The sequence below is a fragment of the Flavobacterium fluvii genome, from assembly GCF_900129545.1.
GTDB classification, from domain to species: domain Bacteria; phylum Bacteroidota; class Bacteroidia; order Flavobacteriales; family Flavobacteriaceae; genus Flavobacterium; species Flavobacterium fluvii.
In genome coordinates, this window is sequence record NZ_FQWB01000001.1 from 358,969 (window position 1) to 375,951 (window position 16,983).

Annotated in this window: 17 protein-coding genes and 1 tRNA gene; 7 read left to right on the forward strand and 11 right to left on the reverse strand. The window is 36.6% G+C overall.

Annotation, left to right across the window (positions count from 1 at the left end; genetic code table 11):
- Positions 1–25 precede the first annotated feature (25 nt).
- Positions 26–1,957 carry a S9 family peptidase gene (locus BUC16_RS01490; protein WP_073367397.1) on the forward strand — a complete coding sequence of 644 codons (1,932 nt, stop codon included), beginning with the start codon at positions 26–28 and terminating at the stop codon, positions 1,955–1,957.
- Positions 1,958–2,036: 79 nt separating this feature from the next.
- Here the strand turns inward: BUC16_RS01490 and accC are convergent, their stop codons facing one another.
- The 6 genes from accC to pdxA all read right to left on the reverse strand — a co-directional run bounded on the left by accC (position 2,037) and on the right by pdxA (position 7,061).
- Positions 2,037–3,383, reverse strand: a complete 1,347-nt coding sequence (accC, locus tag BUC16_RS01495; RefSeq protein WP_073367398.1) for an acetyl-CoA carboxylase biotin carboxylase subunit — start codon at positions 3,381–3,383, stop codon at positions 2,037–2,039.
- 110 nt (positions 3,384–3,493) lie between these two features.
- Positions 3,494–3,970 (reverse strand): acetyl-CoA carboxylase biotin carboxyl carrier protein, encoded by a 477-nt coding sequence (accB, locus tag BUC16_RS01500; RefSeq protein WP_073367400.1) that lies wholly within the window; start codon positions 3,968–3,970, stop codon positions 3,494–3,496.
- Between the two features lie 25 nt (positions 3,971–3,995).
- Positions 3,996–4,994, reverse strand: a complete 999-nt coding sequence (locus tag BUC16_RS01505) for a beta-ketoacyl-ACP synthase III (RefSeq protein WP_073367401.1) — start codon at positions 4,992–4,994, stop codon at positions 3,996–3,998.
- A 177-nt stretch (positions 4,995–5,171) separates the two neighbouring features.
- The gene (rpmF, locus tag BUC16_RS01510) at positions 5,172–5,366 is read right to left on the reverse strand and encodes a 50S ribosomal protein L32 (protein ID WP_007137315.1); all 195 of its coding nucleotides are present in this window, start codon (positions 5,364–5,366) and stop codon (positions 5,172–5,174) included.
- Between the two features lie 9 nt (positions 5,367–5,375).
- Positions 5,376–5,927, reverse strand: a complete 552-nt coding sequence (locus BUC16_RS01515) for a YceD family protein (protein WP_073367403.1) — start codon at positions 5,925–5,927, stop codon at positions 5,376–5,378.
- 90 nt (positions 5,928–6,017) lie between these two features.
- Complete coding sequence (pdxA, locus tag BUC16_RS01520; RefSeq protein WP_073367404.1) at positions 6,018–7,061, reverse strand: 4-hydroxythreonine-4-phosphate dehydrogenase PdxA; 1,044 nt, start codon at positions 7,059–7,061, stop codon at positions 6,018–6,020.
- A 58-nt stretch (positions 7,062–7,119) separates the two neighbouring features.
- Here pdxA and BUC16_RS01525 point away from each other — a divergent pair, with 58 nt between their 5' ends.
- Positions 7,120–7,707, forward strand: coding sequence for a riboflavin synthase (locus tag BUC16_RS01525; RefSeq protein WP_073367406.1), 588 nt, complete (start codon positions 7,120–7,122; stop codon positions 7,705–7,707).
- A 37-nt stretch (positions 7,708–7,744) separates the two neighbouring features.
- On the opposite strand, the gene BUC16_RS17965 is transcribed toward BUC16_RS01525, so the two are convergent.
- The 3 genes from BUC16_RS17965 to mce all read right to left on the reverse strand — a co-directional run bounded on the left by BUC16_RS17965 (position 7,745) and on the right by mce (position 8,786).
- The gene (locus BUC16_RS17965) at positions 7,745–7,972 is read right to left on the reverse strand and encodes an Fjoh_0651 family PID-CTERM protein (protein WP_073367407.1); all 228 of its coding nucleotides are present in this window, start codon (positions 7,970–7,972) and stop codon (positions 7,745–7,747) included.
- A 204-nt stretch (positions 7,973–8,176) separates the two neighbouring features.
- Positions 8,177–8,250: transfer RNA gene (locus BUC16_RS01535), tRNA-Ile, on the reverse strand.
- Between the two features lie 134 nt (positions 8,251–8,384).
- Positions 8,385–8,786, reverse strand: a complete 402-nt coding sequence (mce, locus tag BUC16_RS01540; protein ID WP_073367409.1) for a methylmalonyl-CoA epimerase — start codon at positions 8,784–8,786, stop codon at positions 8,385–8,387.
- A 170-nt stretch (positions 8,787–8,956) separates the two neighbouring features.
- On the opposite strand from mce, the gene rbfA reads away from it, so the two are divergent.
- The 3 genes from rbfA (at position 8,957) to BUC16_RS01555 (ending at position 11,631) form a co-directional block, all read left to right on the forward strand.
- The gene (gene rbfA / locus BUC16_RS01545) at positions 8,957–9,349 is read left to right on the forward strand and encodes a 30S ribosome-binding factor RbfA (protein ID WP_073367411.1); all 393 of its coding nucleotides are present in this window, start codon (positions 8,957–8,959) and stop codon (positions 9,347–9,349) included.
- Between the two features lie 3 nt (positions 9,350–9,352).
- Positions 9,353–10,552, forward strand: a complete 1,200-nt coding sequence (locus tag BUC16_RS01550; protein ID WP_073367412.1) for an ABC transporter permease — start codon at positions 9,353–9,355, stop codon at positions 10,550–10,552.
- A gap of 227 nt (positions 10,553–10,779) precedes the next feature.
- Positions 10,780–11,631 carry a hypothetical protein gene (locus tag BUC16_RS01555; RefSeq protein ID WP_073367414.1) on the forward strand — a complete coding sequence of 284 codons (852 nt, stop codon included), beginning with the start codon at positions 10,780–10,782 and terminating at the stop codon, positions 11,629–11,631.
- 57 nt (positions 11,632–11,688) lie between these two features.
- On the opposite strand, the gene dusB is transcribed toward BUC16_RS01555, so the two are convergent.
- Entirely contained in the window at positions 11,689–12,681 is a 993-nt protein-coding gene (gene dusB, locus BUC16_RS01560; RefSeq protein ID WP_073367416.1) for a tRNA dihydrouridine synthase DusB, read from the reverse strand.
- A gap of 267 nt (positions 12,682–12,948) precedes the next feature.
- On the opposite strand from dusB, the gene lepA reads away from it, so the two are divergent.
- A complete protein-coding gene (gene lepA / locus BUC16_RS01565) occupies positions 12,949–14,745 on the forward strand; it encodes a translation elongation factor 4 (protein ID WP_073367418.1) in 1,797 nt (598 codons plus the stop codon).
- Positions 14,746–14,828: 83 nt separating this feature from the next.
- Here the strand turns inward: lepA and BUC16_RS01570 are convergent, their stop codons facing one another.
- Positions 14,829–15,761, reverse strand: coding sequence for a 1-phosphofructokinase family hexose kinase (locus tag BUC16_RS01570; RefSeq protein ID WP_073367419.1), 933 nt, complete (start codon positions 15,759–15,761; stop codon positions 14,829–14,831).
- Positions 15,762–15,883: 122 nt separating this feature from the next.
- Here BUC16_RS01570 and thiL point away from each other — a divergent pair, with 122 nt between their 5' ends.
- Positions 15,884–16,933, forward strand: coding sequence for a thiamine-phosphate kinase (gene thiL / locus BUC16_RS01575; protein ID WP_073367421.1), 1,050 nt, complete (start codon positions 15,884–15,886; stop codon positions 16,931–16,933).
- The last annotated feature ends 50 nt before the right edge of the window (positions 16,934–16,983 follow it).

Sequence of the window (16,983 nt, forward strand, 5' to 3'; positions counted from 1 at the left end):
AGAAATAATAAAACCCCACAATTTGATGAAAAAGATAGTATTTATAACACTGATAATGACGAACTTAACTGCATTAGCACAAAACACGATGTCACCAGAACTGCTCTGGAAACTAGGAAGAGTTAGCTCTTTGGGAATTTCAAACGATAATAAAAACATCATTTACAAAGTAGATTATCCTTCTGTCGAAGAAAACAAATCGAATTCCAAGTTTTATTCTTTGCCCATTAATGGTGGAACTCCAATTGAAGTGGAAAATACCAAAGAGTTGTTAAAAGACAAAAACATTTCTCCCGACGGGAAATATATTATTTACAATGAAGAAGTAAAAATCGACAAAGTTCACGGAAAAGATTTTTATCCAGAACTGGAAAAATCAAATGTTCAAGTCTATAACGGTCTGGATTATCGTCATTGGGACAAATGGAATGAAGGCAAATTCAACCACGTGTTTTTCAAAGAAAACAAAGAAGGTGCTGTCGGCATTGATATTTTAAAAGACGAAACTTTCGACAGTCCACAAAAACCTTTTGGCGGAGACGAAGATTACATTTGGTCACCGGACAGCAAAAGTATTTTATACGTTTGCAAGAAAAAAGCAGGAACTGCATATGCCACCAGCACCAATACCGATATTTACGAATACCATTTAGAAACCGGAAAAACTACCAACAGAACAGAAGGCAATTTGGGTTATGACACGAATCCCGCTTTTTCTCCAACAGGAAATTTGACTTGGTTGCAAATGAAACGCGACGGTTACGAAGCCGACAAAAATGACATAATCGTCAGTTACAAAGGAACAACCATCAATTTGACAGCCAATTGGGACGGAACGGTGGAGAATTTTATTTGGAGCAAAGACGGCAAAAAAGTCTATTTTGTGGCACCAGTCGATGGAACACTTCAGTTATTTAAAGTTGATTTTCCAGGCTTGACAAAGAAATTACCACAAGTGGTTCAATTGACCAATGGCAATTTTGACGTTGTTAATATTGTTGGTTTTTATGGAGACGACATCATTGTCAATCGAACAGACATGAACCATGCTTCGGAAATTTTTTCTTATAATTTAAAGAAAAAAACTTGGTTTCAATTGTCTAATGTAAACACGGAAACGTACAATTCATTGGCGTTAAGCAAAACAGAAAAAAGATATGTCACCACTACCGACGGCAAAAAAATGTTGGTCTGGGTAATTCTTCCTCCAAATTTTGATGCTTCAAAAAAATATCCAACATTACTTTATTGCCAAGGTGGACCACAATCTCCCCTGACGCAATTTTATTCTTTTCGATGGAATTTCCAATTGATGGCTGCTCAAGGTTACATTGTCGTGGCTCCAAATCGTCGTGGAATGCAAGGGCACGGTGTGGAATGGAACGAACAAATCAGCAAAGATTGGGGCGGACAGGTAATGGATGATTATCTTTCGGCGATTGATGATGTGACCAAGGAAAGTTATGTCGACAAAACCCGTTTGGGATGCATTGGAGCAAGCTACGGAGGTTATTCCGTCTTTTACTTGGCTGGAATCCACAACAACCGATTCAAGACTTTCATCGCCCATGACGGCGTTTTCAATACCCAAAGCATGTTTGGCACTACCGAAGAAGTTTTCTTTAATCAATGGGAATTTGGAGGAGCCTATTGGGAAAAAGACAATGCCGTTGCCCAAAAAATGTACACCAAATTTAATCCAGCCAACCAAGTGGAAAAATGGAACAAACCGATATTAATCATACAAGGTGGAAATGATTTCAGGGTTCCAATTGGACAAGGACAAGAAGCTTTTCAAGCGGCTCAATTGCGAGGAATAAAAAGTAGATTTTTATATTTCCCTGAAGAAAACCACTGGGTTTTAAAACCGCAAAACGCAATGGTTTGGCAAAGAGAATTTTTCAAATGGCTGAAGGAAACTTTGGATGAATCCCAAAACGGAGATAAAACTTCGTGATACTTCGCGAATTGCATAAAACTAAAAATCCCATCAAAATAATTTTGATGGGATTTTTTTATAACGAAAACCTAAGTTTTTATTCCGGATCATTCATTTTAAAACTTTCCATAAAAGCCGTGGTGTAATCTCCAGCAATATAACGCGGATCATCCATCAACTGTCTGTGAAAAGGAATGGTTGTTTTGATTCCTTCAATCACGAATTCGTCCAAAGCTCTTCTCATTTTGCTGATGGCTTCTTCACGGGTTTGTGCCGTCGTGATTAACTTTGCAATCATGGAATCGTAATTTGGCGGAATAGTGTAACCTGAATACACATGAGTATCCAATCGAACTCCGTGTCCACCAGGCATGTGAAGGGTCGTGATTTTTCCTGGCGAAGGTCTAAAATCATTGTATGGATCTTCGGCATTGATACGACATTCGATAGCGTGCAATTGTGGCAAATAATTTCTACCAGAAATTGGAATTCCGGCGGCTACCATAATTTGCTCGCGAATTAAATCATAATCAATAACTTGCTCGGTAATTGGGTGTTCTACTTGAATACGGGTATTCATTTCCATAAAGTAGAAATTACGGTGTTTGTCCACCAAAAATTCTACCGTTCCAGCACCTTCATATTTAATAAATTCAGCCGCTTTTACAGCCGCCAAACCCATTTTTTCACGCAATTCGTCTGTCATATATGGCGAAGGGGTTTCCTCTGTCAATTTTTGATGACGACGTTGCACAGAACAATCTCTTTCAGAAAGGTGACATGCTTTTCCATAAGAATCTCCCACAATTTGAATTTCGATATGTCTAGGCTCTTCAATAAGTTTCTCCAAATACATTCCGTCATTTCCAAAAGCGGCTGCCGATTCTTGACGAGCACCTTCCCAAGCTTTCAACAAATCTTCTTCTTTCCAAACGGCACGCATTCCTTTTCCACCACCACCGGCAGTTGCTTTCAGCATTACTGGATAGCCCATTTCTTTGGCCAATTTTTGGGTTTGTTCGAAAGATTCCAATAATCCATCAGAACCTGGAACACAAGGAACTCCAGCAGCTTTCATTGTAGCTTTTGCCGAAGATTTGTCCCCCATTCTATCAATCATTTCTGGAGTGGCACCAATAAATTTAATACCATGTTCTTGACATATTTTTGAAAATTTTGAATTTTCGGAAAGAAATCCATAGCCTGGATGTATTGCGTCTGCATTGGTAATTTCAGCAGCAGCAATGATATTTGACATTTTTAGATAAGACAAATTACTTGGAGGTGGACCAATACAAACTGCTTCATCCGCAAACTTCACGTGCAAACTTTCGGCATCGGCAGTAGAATAAACAGCTACTGTCTTGATACCCATTTCTTTGCATGTTCTAATGATGCGAAGGGCAATTTCTCCTCTATTGGCTATTAGTATTTTTTTAAACATATTTTTAAAATTAGATAATTTAGACAATTTGATAATTTAGACAATTTTAGAATCTACAAGCAAAATATTTTTACTTCATAATTCCAAAATCTAAAATCTAAAATCTAAAATTATGATGGATCTACTAAAAATAATGGTTGGTCATATTCTACCGGCGACATGTCGTCAACCAATATTTTAACGATTTTACCAGACACTTCTGATTCGATTTCGTTAAATAATTTCATTGCTTCAATTACGCAAAGCACATCTCCTTTAGCAATCGTGCTACCTACTTCAACAAACATTGGTTTGTCTGGAGATGGTTTTCTATAGAAAGTTCCAATAATTGGAGATTTAATAGTGATGTAATTAGAATTCTCTACCGCTGGTGCAGCTGGAGTTGGAGCCACTGGAACAATTTGTTGGGCTGCTACTGGTTGAAGAGCTGGTTGAGCTGGAATTTGCTGAATATAAGTCGCTTCAGACACATTTCCTTCCAAGGTTGTTCTAATGGTGATTTTAACATCATCCATCTCTAATTTAACTTCAGCAACTCCTGAGTTTGCTACAAATTTGATTAGATTTTGAATTTCTTTTAAATCCATGATTATTTGTGTTTTTAGTTTAAATTTATTTTTTATCGTACGCCCATTTTAGATAGATAGAACCCCATGTAAATCCGCCGCCAAAAGCTGCCAAAATGATGGTATCCCCTTTTTTAAATAGGTTTTCAAAATCATTAAGTACTAATGGCAAGGTTGCCGATGTAGTATTTCCGTATTTTTCTATGTTCATTAATACTTTTGAATCTTCCAAGTTCATTCGGCTTGCCGTGGCATCAATGATGCGTTTATTTGCCTGATGAGGCACTAGCCAATCTACGTCTGCATTGGTCAAATTATTTCTTTTCAGAATCATTTCACTTGCATCGGCCATATTGGTCACTGCATATTTGAAAACAGTTTTTCCGTCTTGCTTGATATTGTGCCTTCCTTCTTCAACGGTCTGAATACTTGCAGGATGCAAAGATCCACCAGCATCGATTTTAAGAAAATCACGACCAACGGCGTCACTTCTTAGATATTCGTCTTGCAGTCCCAATCCTTCGTAATTAGGTTCGAACAAGGCCGCCCCAGCTCCATCCCCAAAAATGATACAAGTAGTACGATCGGTATAATCCACGATTGAGGACATTTTATCTGCCCCAATAAGCAATACTTTTTTGTATCTTCCTGATTGAATATAAGCCGCAGCAGTAGACATTCCATATAAAAAACTAGAACATGCCGCCTGCAAATCATAGGCAAAGGCGTTTGTTGCACCAATTTCAGTTGCCACATATACTCCCGAAGCTGCCACCGGCATATCTGGAGTTGCTGTTGCCATTATAACCATATCAATCTCCAAAGGATCAATATTGGCTTTAGCTATTAAATCTTGAGCTGCTTTTATAGCCAAAAATGAAGTCCCTTTAGTATCATCTTTCAGAATCCTTCTCTCTTTTATTCCCGTGCGAGAGGTTATCCACTCATCATTGGTATCCACTAATGTCTCGAGAATCTTGTTTGTAAGCACATAGTCTGGAACATAAGCTCCAACAGCTGTGATTGCGGCTGTAATATTATTCATTATACTCTGTTATTTCTTACCAAATGCTGCCATTTGAAAAATTTCTAAAGGACTCGAAAATTACAAAAAAAATCCAATCCTTATCGTTTTAATCGCTCTTATTTAATGAAAATTATAAACAACAAAAAAAACTCTCACATTGGTTGTGAGAGTTTAAATATCATTTACATAAATGTATTAAGCAACCGCTACAGATTTATCTATAACAACTTGTCCTCTGTAATACATTTTACCTTCGTGCCAGTAAGCTCTGTGGTATAAGTGTGCTTCACCAGTGATTGGGCAAGTAGCGATTTGTGCTACAGTAGCTTTATAATGTGTTCTTCTTTTATCTCTTCTTGTTTTCGAGATTTTTCTTTTAGGATGCGCCATTTTACTATATTATTTATCCGTTAATAGTTGCTTTAATTTGTCCCAACGCGGGTCAATATTTTCTTCTTTTTGATCTTTTTTATTCTCTTTTTTCAGTTCTTTTACTGTCAATTCTTTCAGTTTTGCCAAGGCTTCCGTATTCAAACTTCCATCTTTGACCCCTGGATGAATTCGTCTTAGAGGAACCGAAAGCACAATCATTTCATATATATACTGTGCAATGTCTATTTGATATTCTCCATGTGGCAAAATAAGCAACTCTTCGTTGTCATTATTGAATGCCTCTCCAAAACGAACTATCAATTTCATTTTGCCTTTTATTGGCAAATCAAACTCTTCGTTTGTCATGTCACAAGGAACATTAACCGTCCCTTTATGCTTGAAAGCCAACTCCAACATCGTACTTTTTTTCTCTAAAACTACATTTACTTTGATATTCGAATTGTTAAATTCATGATAATCAAAGATTTCAAAGAACGCATTGCTTATTTGATATTCAAAATGATGTTTTCCTGGCTTTAATCCTATAAAAGGAATTAAAAATTCTTTTGTCTTGTTCATTTCAACAACAATTTGCCCTAAACTTCGGGAGTGCAAAGATATAAAATTATTGTAAACCTAATAATCTTATTTACCTTTTTTTGTTTATATCTATTTTTCTTTTATTTTTAGGGGTTTTTGGCTGATTTCCGCATATTGATTTCTTGAATTATAGACATCAATCGCAAGATAAACAGCTTCTTTGAACGAATTATAATCAGCCACACCCTTCCCCGCTATATCATAAGCAGTACCATGATCAGGCGAAGTTCTTACTTTATTCAAACCTGCCGTATAATTCACTCCATTTCCAAACGACAATGTCTTGAAAGGAATCAACCCCTGATCATGATAAGTCGCAATAATAGCATCATATTTTTCATATTGATTGCTTCCAAAAAAGCCATCGGCTGCAAAAGGCCCAAAAACCAACGTTCCTTTTTCGAATATTTTTTTCAATGCCGGCTTCAATATTGCATCGTCTTCTTTGCCAATAACTCCACCATCTCCACAATGGGGATTCAATCCCAGCACTGCTATTTTTGGTTTGTTGACACTAAAATCTTGTATCAACGTCTTTTTTATGGTTTCTATTTTCTTTACGATTAATTCTTCAGTAAGATGGGAAGCAACTTCATTTATAGCAATATGATCCGTCAACAACCCTACCCTCAAATTATCCTGAACCATCAACATCAGGGCATTTCCCTCCAACTCTTGGTCTAAATAATCAGTATGTCCCGGAAATTTAAATTCTTCCGATTGAATGTTGTACTTGTTTATTGGAGCGGTTACCAACACATCTATAAGACCTTCCTTTAAAGCTTTGGTAGCGGCAACAAACGATTTTATGGCATATTTCCCGACTTTTTCGTCGTTTACGCCAAAATTGATTTCCACTCCTTCTTGCCAAACATTCAAAACGTTGATTTTACCCAAAACTATTTGATCCAGCCTGTCAATTCCGTGAAGCATCGAAGTGGACTCGAAACTTTTCTTTACAAAGGAAAGAATTTTTACATTGGCAAAAATAACCGGTGTACACAATTCCAACATTCTAGAATCTTCAAATGTTTTTAGAATGACTTCGCTTCCAATACCGTTTAAATCTCCTATTGAAATTCCGACGATTATATTTTCTGCTTTTTTTATCATGAGATCACGTTATTTATTGCTAATTTTGAAGTGCAAATTTAGTAAAATAAAATAAGAAATGTTTACAGGAATAATAGAAACCCTTGGCACAGTCCAAGAAATCAAAAAAGACAAAGACAATGTTCACATTACAATAGCCTCTTCCATTACAGACGAACTTCAAATAGACCAAAGTGTTGCACATAACGGTATTTGCATGACGGTGGTAGCCATAAACAAAAACCTTTATACAGTAACCGCCATTGGCGAAACAATCAAAAAAACAAATATTTCACATTGGCAAACCGGCGACAACATCAACCTTGAAAGAGCAATGAAATTAGGCGATCGACTGGACGGTCACATCGTTCAGGGACACGTTGACCAAATAGGAAATTGCATAGTTGCAAAAGAAACCAATGGAAGTTGGTATTATACTTTTGAATACGACGAATCTCTAGAAAACATAACCATCGAAAAAGGATCGATTACCGTAAACGGAGTGAGTTTGACCGTTGTAGATTCAGGCAAAAATAATTTTAGCGTCGCCATTATCCCTTATACTTTTGAGCACACCAATTTTAATTCTTTCAAAGAAGGAACAAAAGTAAATCTTGAATTTGACGTGATTGGCAAATATGTTTCTAAACTGTATGCCAACAAATAGAAAACACAATTCACTTATAAAGCAAAGGCTCCAATTTTCAAATTGGAGCCTTTGCTTTTAATTGAAACCTACAAATAATATATATTCCGAGCAGCATCCCCATTATCAACAAAACTAAAATATTGTCATCAATAGACAATCCTGGCGGCGGCGGCGGTTTTTTTGCTGTTGGCGGCGGCGGGCCTCCTCCTGGAGCAGCAAAAGCACTCACCACACCAAGAAGGGCGACAATTAAAATAAAAAACCTGCACACAATAGTTTTCATAATTATTGAAGAAATAACAAAATAACGAGTTTTTGTTCAATTACAAACCACAAACCCCATTAATAACGTAACAAAGTTATTTATATTTTTGTGCGAAACAATTTTTTCATCGACTAAAATACATTTTCTATCGATAAAATGCAATAGCTAATTGTGTATATAAAAAAAACCCCACAAAATCAATGAATTTGAAGGGTTTTATTGTGGTCCCACTTGGAATCGAACCAAGCACCTACTGATTATGAGTCAGTTGCTCTAACCGAATGAGCTATAGGACCTTTAAGCGGATGCGAAATTACTACTATTTTGCATTTGTTCCAAATATTTTTGGAATAGATTTCTACATAAACCCTTTAATAAACCAATTAAAACAGAACTTGCTGATTATTAGAATCATTACACAAAATCATTATTATTCTATTTCCTGACATAATTCTATCAAAACGCCATTGGTGTTTTTCGGATGCAAAAAAGCGACCCACTTATTGTCGGCTCCCTTTTTTGGAATTTCGTTTAAAACCACAAAACCCTCCATTTTTAAACGGGAAATTTCTGCCACTATATCTTCTACTTCAAAAGCAACATGATGAATTCCTTCCCCTTTCTTGGCGATAAATTTAGCAATGGAACTTTCATCATTGGTAGCTTCAAGAAGTTCAATTTTGTTTGGGCCACTCTTAAAAAAAACAGTTTTAACACCTTCACTGACTACCTCTTCTTCTTTATAAGCCGGAATGCCCAATAGTTTTTCGTAGGTAATTGAAGCTTCCGCCAAACTATTGACTGCAATTCCTATGTGTTCTATTTTTTTCATTGTATAACTATTTTGTCGCAAAACAAGACCCAAATTATATGTAAATATAGCTAAAATTAAGGACTCAAAACCACTATTGTCATAGCTTTAAACAAGATATATGTTTTCAAAATAGTTAAACTTTGTCGTTTAGAGTCTTTGCAGCTCTAAAAAAATCGTATTTTTGCACAATGGAAACAAATAGACAGAAAAAAATAGGTGGTGTAATCCAAAAAGATTTGGTCGACATTCTACAAGGTGAAGTGAGAAAAAATGGAGTTAGCAATTTGATAATTTCAGTATCCAAGGTTAGCGTGACTACAGATTTATCTGTGGCGACGATTCATTTGAGTATTTTTCCCCAGGAAAAAGCCCAAGAAACATTAATAGGAATAAAAGCCAATTCTAAATTAATCAAACACGATTTATCGCAAAGAGTTCGTTTGCAATTGCGAAAAGTTCCCAATTTGGTATTCTTTATAGACGACTCATTGGACTATATTGAAAAAATTGACAATGCTTTGTCCAACAAAGAAAACCCAATTGAAAACCGTGATCTTTTAGACAAACGTAGATTTCAATAAAATTTGAATTTCCCCCTTTACATAGCCAAACGATATATTTTTAGCAACAGTAAAAACAATGCCATAAATATAATCAATCGCATTGCCAGCATGGGAATCATCGTTGGCGCAATGGCTTTGTTCGTGGTTTTGTCCGTTTTTAGCGGATTGAAAGTTTTCACTCTTTCCTTTTCCAACAACATCGATCCTGATTTAAAAATCAGCAGCACTTTAGGAAAATCCTTTTTTGTTTCCCCTTCACAAGAACACCAAATCAATCAAATTGAAGGCGTTGCTTGCTACAGCAAAATATTGGAAGAGCGTGTTTTATTTACTTTTGACGGCAAACAAGAAGTTACTTATCTGAAAGGTATCGACCCAAATTTCAACAAAGTAAACGCGATTAAAAACACCATTTTCAATGGAGATTGGTTAAAAAAAGACACTTATCAAGTGGTTGTAGGTTATGGAATAGCACAGAAATTCTCAATGGGATTACTGGATTACAATCATTATTTGGAAGTTTTGGCTCCTAGACCAGGAAAAGGCAACATCGAAAATCCCAAAGAAGCTTTTAACAAAATGGTCATCATTCCAGTGGGGATTTATGCCATCAGCGAAGACTTGGATTCCAAATATGTTTTTGCCGATTTAGGTTTGGCCCAGGAATTATTGGAATACAAAACCAACCAAATTTCTGGAATTGAAGTCAAAATGAAAAAGGATGCCGATGAAAACGACATCATCAGCAAGCTTCAAACTATTTTCAACAATAAAATAAAGGTAAAAAACAGGGCACAACTCAACGAATCCCTGTATAAAATGTTGAATACCGAAAATCTTGCGGTTTATCTGATATTTACGTTGGTGATTATTATTGCTCTTTTCAACTTGATTGGCGCACTGATTATGATGATTTTGGACAAAAAAGGAAACCTGAAAACATTGTTGAATTTAGGAACAGAAATTAACGATTTACGCAAAATATTCCTGCTGCAAGGCACATTATTGAGTGTTTTTGGAGGAATTATTGGTTTGCTTTTAGGAATTGCCCTCGTTCTATTACAACAACATTATGAGCTGGTAATGATTACGCCTACTTTGGCCTATCCAATAGTTTTTACAATAGAAAATGTGTTGATTGTTTTGGCAACTATTGTCTCGCTTGGTTTTATCGCTTCACTGATTGCTAGTAGTCGAGTGAGTAAGAAATTGTTGGATTAAATATTTTTTATTCTGCCGATAAAAAATCAGCGTCGGGCTTTTCGTTACAATCTTGTCATTCCGAACTTGCGCAACCTTCTAACAACAAGAATTCGCACTTCAATTCTTTACTGTAAAAAACCTTGCCAATCAAAATTTGAATTACATCCCTTTTGAATTATAATTTTTTATTCTAAATAAAATCAGTATTTTTATTGCAAATTTACTTACTTTTTAAACTTCATTTAATGAAACCCCAAAGAACCATTTTAGCTACAAAAAATTCCAATTCCTTCATTTTATCTTCAATTCTACTACTTATTGCAAGCAATTGCTTTTCGCAATGGAAAACTTCGGAAGCAAACAATATTAAAAATGACATTATAATTTCATACGAAGTTATTTATGACAAAGAATTGTCTTTAGAAGAAAAAAAATCATCTGAATACTTAAGTGAAATCACAATCGCTTTTAATAAAGATAATATGGTTGAACGTAGATTTGGAAACAAACTTACAACAACAAACAATTTTTTACTTTTAAATTATAATACTTTAAAAACCTATGGCTGTTCAGTGTCACAAAGCACCAAAAGAGCAATACAAAGTGACTTTAAAGACCCGACAGTTTCTGTTGAATCCATTCAGAATAGTGATCCAAAAACATTGTTTGAACTTCCTTGTGAAAAAGGATTAGTCATGATACACAACACTCCCAAAGAAGTTCTCTATACCAAAAAAATAGGCTTGAAATATTGTAAGCAATATAAAGTGGATGGATTTCTTATGGAATACCCTGGATACAGCAAAACTTTAGGATATTATACCGTAAAAGCAAAAAAAATAGTTTACGATGACTTACCAGATTCATTTTATTCCTTGGCTGGTTATACCATACAAACACTAGCCGAATACAAAAAAAACAAGCAGTTGGTAAGCAATACGAGAATTAAAAGCCACACAAAATTTATAGAAAAAACAAATACCAATGAAGAAATTAGTAGAAGAAATAGAAATACCATGGAAGATATGCTAGAAAACATGACAAGAATAAAGCCTTCCGAATTAGACAAAGAGCTACTCTATAATCCAAATCGATAATTAAGCAGTTCTAAACAGAATTGCCAGTCAAAAACTTGAAATATTTAGCTAAAGAATCTACACCACCTCATATCCTGAATAAGCCTCTTCGATTTCATTCAAAACGGCAAATAATTCTTCGGGATGGTCCAGGGTTACCAGTTTTTGTTTAAAGGTCTTAAAAGAATGAATTCCTTTAAAATAATTGGTGTAATGTGGACGGGTTTCAACAATTCCTAGTCTTTGTCCTTTCCATTCCATTGCCCAGGTTAAGTGATTTCGAACTGCTTCTACTCTATTGGCAACGGTTGGTTTTGCTAAATGCTCTCCTGTTTTGAAGTAATGTTTGATTTCATCGAAAATCCACGGATAACCAATAGCGGCACGACCAATCATAATTCCGTCGATACCGTATTCGTTTTTATAATGCAATGCTTTTTCGGGTGAATCAATATCCCCATTTCCGAAAATTGGCATCGTGATTCTCGGGTTGTTTTTCACTCTTGCTATATGCGACCAATCGGAATGACCTTTATACATTTGGGCACGAGTTCGGGCGTGAATGCTCAAAGCGGCAACGCCAATATCCTGCAAACGTTCGGCAACCTCATCAATATTGATGGAATTATCATCCCAACCCAAACGGGTTTTTACTGTAACCGGCAAATGCGTACTATCAATAACGGCTTGCGTTAAGCGAATCATCAAATCGACATCTTTCAAAACTCCTGCGCCTGCGCCTTTGCAAACGACTTTCTTTACGGGACAGCCAAAATTAATATCTATCAAATCCGGATTTACCGTAGAAACAATTTTAGACGATAACGCCATTGCTTCTTCGTCTCCTCCAAATATCTGTATTCCAACGGGTCTTTCGTAATCGAAAATATCCAATTTCATTCGGCTTTTAATGGCATCACGAATTAATCCCTCGGAGGAAATAAATTCGGAATACATCAAATCAGCTCCGTGTTGCTTGCACAATCTGCGAAATGGCGGATCGCTCACATCTTCCATAGGTGCGAGAAGTAACGGAAAATCAGGAAGTTCTATGTTGCCAATCTTTATCAAGGGTAATTTTTTTGCAAAGATAGAATTTTTAGATGAAAAGATGTTAACACAACCTTAAAGCAAGTAGTTTATGGTTGAAGGACTTTGAAACTGTTGAATTTAAACTATATTTGCAGATTAATTGCGTGCGCGTGAGGGATAGAAGCGGTATCCTTTTGTGAAGCGACAGCGGAACAAAAGATATAGCGGATAGCCCGACGGCTTTTTCTGCCGGCACGCCCAAACTTCGACTGCGCTCAGTTGGACATAAATTGACATACACATAGAATGAAACATATACGAAATTTTTGCATTATTGCACACATTGACCACGGCAAAAGTACGCTTGCCGACAGACTTCTTGGCGCTACACAAACCGTTACGGCTCGTGAGGAAAAGGCTCAATTGCTTGACAATATGGACCTGGAACGCGAACGTGGGATTACCATAAAAAGTCACGCAATTCAGATGGAATACAAATACAAAGGCGAGGATTATATCCTGAATTTGATTGATACTCCGGGACACGTGGATTTTTCGTATGAGGTTTCCCGTTCGATTGCGGCTTGTGAAGGAGCACTTTTGATTGTAGATTCTGCGCAAAGTATTCAGGCACAAACGATTTCGAATTTGTATTTGGCATTGGAAAACGACCTGGAAATTATTCCGGTTTTGAATAAAGTGGATTTACCATCTGCGAATCCTGAGGAAGTGAGCGACGATATCGTTGATTTATTGGGCTGCAAACTGGATGAAATTATTCACGCTTCGGGTAAAACTGGCTTGGGTGTCGAAAATATTCTTGCGGCTATTATCGAAAGAATTCCTCCTCCAAAAGGAAATGTGGACGAACCGTTGCAGGCTTTGATTTTTGACTCTCATTACAATCCGTTTCGTGGAATTGAGGTTATTTTCCGTGTGAAAAACGGACAAATCAAGAAAGGTCAGAAGATTAAATTTATGGCTACCGGAAATGAATATTTTGCGGATGAAATTGGTACTTTGAAACTGAACCAAGTTCCTAAAAATGTAATTTCTGCTGGTGATGTTGGTTATTTGATTTCAGGTATTAAAGAGGCAAAAGAAGTAAAAGTGGGTGATACACTTACTGATGCGAAAACTCCAACTACAAATATGATTACGGGTTTTGAAGATGTGAAACCAATGGTTTTTGCTGGGATTTATCCTGTAGATACTGAAGATTACGAAGAGTTAAGAGCTTCGATGGAAAAACTGCAATTGAACGATGCTTCGTTGGTGTTTTTACCTGAAAGTTCGGCGGCTTTAGGTTTTGGTTTCCGTTGTGGATTCCTAGGAATGCTACATATGGAAATTATTCAGGAACGATTGGAACGTGAGTTTGATATGACGGTGATTACTACGGTTCCCAACGTTTCGTATTTGGCTTACACTAAAAAGGAACCAGAAGTTGGAATGGTGGTGAACAATCCATCGGATTTGCCGGAACCTTCCAAATTAGACCGAGTTGAAGAGCCTTACATCAAAGCGACTATCATTACCAAATCTGATTTTGTGGGTAACGTAATGAGTTTGTGTATTGAAAAACGTGGTGTTATTACCAACCAAACCTATTTGACAACGGAAAGAGTGGAATTGAATTTCGATATGCCATTGGCCGAAATTGTATTCGATTTTTACGACCGATTGAAAACGGTTTCCAAAGGATATGCTTCGTTTGATTACGCTCCAATTGGAATGCGTACTTCTAAATTAGTAAAATTGGACGTTCTATTGAATGCCCAATCTGTTGATGCACTTTCTGCTTTGATTCACGAAAGCAATGCTTACAATATTGGTAAAAAAATGTGTGAGAAATTGCGTGAATTGATTCCGAGACAGCAATTTGATATTCCGATTCAGGCAGCAATTGGCGCTAAAATCATTGCCCGCGAAACGATAAAAGCTTTACGTAAAGACGTTACCGCCAAATGTTATGGTGGAGATATTTCCCGTAAACGTAAACTTTTGGAAAAACAGAAAAAAGGTAAAAAACGTATGAGATTGGTTGGAAACGTTGAGATTCCACAAGAAGCGTTTATGGCTGTTTTGAAGTTGAATGACTAGATTTTTTAGAAAATAGAAGAAAGAGTAAAGAATATAGAGAAAGCCTGATGATGAAAATTGTCAGGTTTTTTTGTTTGAAAAATTTATTTTTTCTGCAACCAGTCAAACAATCGCTTGGCATCTTCCAGTTTAAACAATTGCGTTCCTTCATTCATTGTTGCTGCCGAGCCACAGGCAACACCCCATTGCACGACTTCTTTTAGGATTTTGTTTTGGGATAATGCCCAAACCATTGCGCCTACCATACTGTCTCCGGCTCCAACGGTGCTTTTCTTGACCACATTGGGCGCTGGTACAAACTCGGTTTGAGTAGCAGTTACTAAAACTGCACCCTGTGGCCCCAATGAAACCACAATGATTTCGGCACTTCCTTTTTCGATCAATGTTTGTGCTGCGTGAACAACTTCGTCTATTTCCAATCTTTCGACACCAATTAATTTGGCCAATTCCCCGACATTCGGTTTTATTAAATAAACGCCTGTTTCCAATACTTTTTGCAAGGCTTCTCCCGATGTGTCCACGATTACTTTAGAACCTGATTGCTTGGCTAGATCGGCTATATTTTTATAATAATCCGTTGGCAAACCTTCGTTTAAACTACCGCTTAACACCAAGAATTTTGGTTTCAATTCTTGAATGGTTTGAATAATTTCTTTTTTCTCATCCTCTGAAATTACCGAACCCGAAAAACCAAAACGATATTGGGAATTGGTATTGTCGTCAACGGCCACGAAACTTTCTCTTGTCCAATTTGCAGTTTTGACCGCTTCGAAAGTAATGGATTCTTTTTGCACCAATTCTTCCAACATTCTGCCAATTGGACCTCCGGAAGTAAAAACACAAAACGACTCTCCTTCCAATCGGGCAATGGCTTTGGAAACATTGATTCCGCCACCACCGGCATCATAACGCGGTTCTTCACAACGAATTTTTTGTTCAGGAACCAATCCCTTAAAATGAGCAGTTTTATCTAAAGCTGGATTAACGGTAAGCGTGACGATATCGAATGTTTTCATTTTCTATTTTTTGAATGGCATAAATTTAGGGATAAATAAAATGACAAAATCGAAACTGATTTTTTATTTCTTAAAAAGCCTTCTGTTCTTCGTACATTTGCAACTTTAAAATATAAATCACAATGATCGAAGATAAAACTCCACAACGAACCAGTATTGCCCAATTAGGCGAATTTGGATTGATAGACCACTTGACCAAAAACTTTGAAATCAACCAAGCTTCCACCTTAACAGGAATTGGTGATGATGCCGCAGTTTTGGATTTCAAGGACAAAAAAACCGTTATTTCAACTGATTTGTTGATTGAAGGAGTTCATTTTGATTTGGCTTATATGCCTTTAAGACATTTGGGCTACAAAGCTGTCGTGGTAAATATTTCTGACATTTGCGCAATGAATGCCAAAGCGACCCAAATTTTGGTTTCGATAGCTGTTTCTAATCGTTTTCCATTGGAAGCTTTAGAAGAATTATTCGACGGAATTACGCTTGCAGCAAATGAATACAAAGTGGATGTTATTGGTGGCGACACTACTTCTTCACAAAAAGGAATGATTATCAGCATTACCGTTATTGGTGAAGCTGAAGAAAACGAAATCGTATATAGAAACGGTGCCGGTCAAACTGATTTATTGGTTGTTACTGGTGATCTTGGCGCGGCTTATATGGGATTGCAGGTTTTGGAAAGAGAAAAACAAGTTTTTCAGGTAAATCCAAATTCGCAGCCTGATTTGGATGTCTATACCTATTTAATTGAACGTCAATTGAAGCCTGAAGCTCGCAAAGACGTTCGTACTTTGTTGCACGCCTTGGAAATAAAACCAACTGCAATGATTGATATTTCGGATGGATTGTCTTCTGAAATTATGCATATCTGCAAACAATCGAAAGTGGGTTGTAATTTATATGAAGACAAATTGCCATTGGATCCACAGTTTATGAATGTTTGCGAAGAATTCGATCTGGATGCAACAACGGTAGCCATCAATGGTGGCGAAGATTATGAATTGCTTTTCACCATTAAAATGGAAGATTTCGAAAAGATAAAAGGAAATCCAAATTTCACGATTATTGGTCATATGACCCAAGAAAGCGAAGGAATTCATTTGGTAACTCGTGCTAATACCCGAATTCCTTTGAAAGCTCGTGGATGGAATGCTTTAAGCGAAGAATAAAAAATAAAAAAACGGCATTTTTCAATGCCGTTTTTCAGTTTATGAAGTCT

Excerpts from the sequence above, each read along its gene's own strand:
- BUC16_RS17965 (WP_073367407.1), bottom strand. The coding sequence starts at position 7,972 with ATGAAAACTATTGTGTGCAGGTTTTTTATTTTAATTGTCGCCCTTCTT.
- BUC16_RS01570 (WP_073367419.1), bottom strand. The coding sequence starts at position 15,761 with ATGAAAACATTCGATATCGTCACGCTTACCGTTAATCCAGCTTTAGAT.
- thiL (WP_073367421.1), top strand. The coding sequence starts at position 15,884 with ATGATCGAAGATAAAACTCCACAACGAACCAGTATTGCCCAATTAGGC.
- pdxA (WP_073367404.1), bottom strand. The coding sequence starts at position 7,061 with ATGATAAAAAAAGCAGAAAATATAATCGTCGGAATTTCAATAGGAGAT.
- mce (WP_073367409.1), bottom strand. The coding sequence starts at position 8,786 with ATGAAAAAAATAGAACACATAGGAATTGCAGTCAATAGTTTGGCGGAA.
- rbfA (WP_073367411.1), top strand. The coding sequence starts at position 8,957 with ATGGAAACAAATAGACAGAAAAAAATAGGTGGTGTAATCCAAAAAGAT.
- BUC16_RS01515 (WP_073367403.1), bottom strand. The coding sequence starts at position 5,927 with ATGAACAAGACAAAAGAATTTTTAATTCCTTTTATAGGATTAAAGCCA.
- BUC16_RS01490 (WP_073367397.1), top strand. The coding sequence starts at position 26 with ATGAAAAAGATAGTATTTATAACACTGATAATGACGAACTTAACTGCA.
- accC (WP_073367398.1), bottom strand. The coding sequence starts at position 3,383 with ATGTTTAAAAAAATACTAATAGCCAATAGAGGAGAAATTGCCCTTCGC.
- BUC16_RS01505 (WP_073367401.1), bottom strand. The coding sequence starts at position 4,994 with ATGAATAATATTACAGCCGCAATCACAGCTGTTGGAGCTTATGTTCCA.
- rpmF (WP_007137315.1), bottom strand. The coding sequence starts at position 5,366 with ATGGCGCATCCTAAAAGAAAAATCTCGAAAACAAGAAGAGATAAAAGA.
- BUC16_RS01525 (WP_073367406.1), top strand. The coding sequence starts at position 7,120 with ATGTTTACAGGAATAATAGAAACCCTTGGCACAGTCCAAGAAATCAAA.
- accB (WP_073367400.1), bottom strand. The coding sequence starts at position 3,970 with ATGGATTTAAAAGAAATTCAAAATCTAATCAAATTTGTAGCAAACTCA.
- lepA (WP_073367418.1), top strand. The coding sequence starts at position 12,949 with ATGAAACATATACGAAATTTTTGCATTATTGCACACATTGACCACGGC.
- BUC16_RS01555 (WP_073367414.1), top strand. The coding sequence starts at position 10,780 with ATGAAACCCCAAAGAACCATTTTAGCTACAAAAAATTCCAATTCCTTC.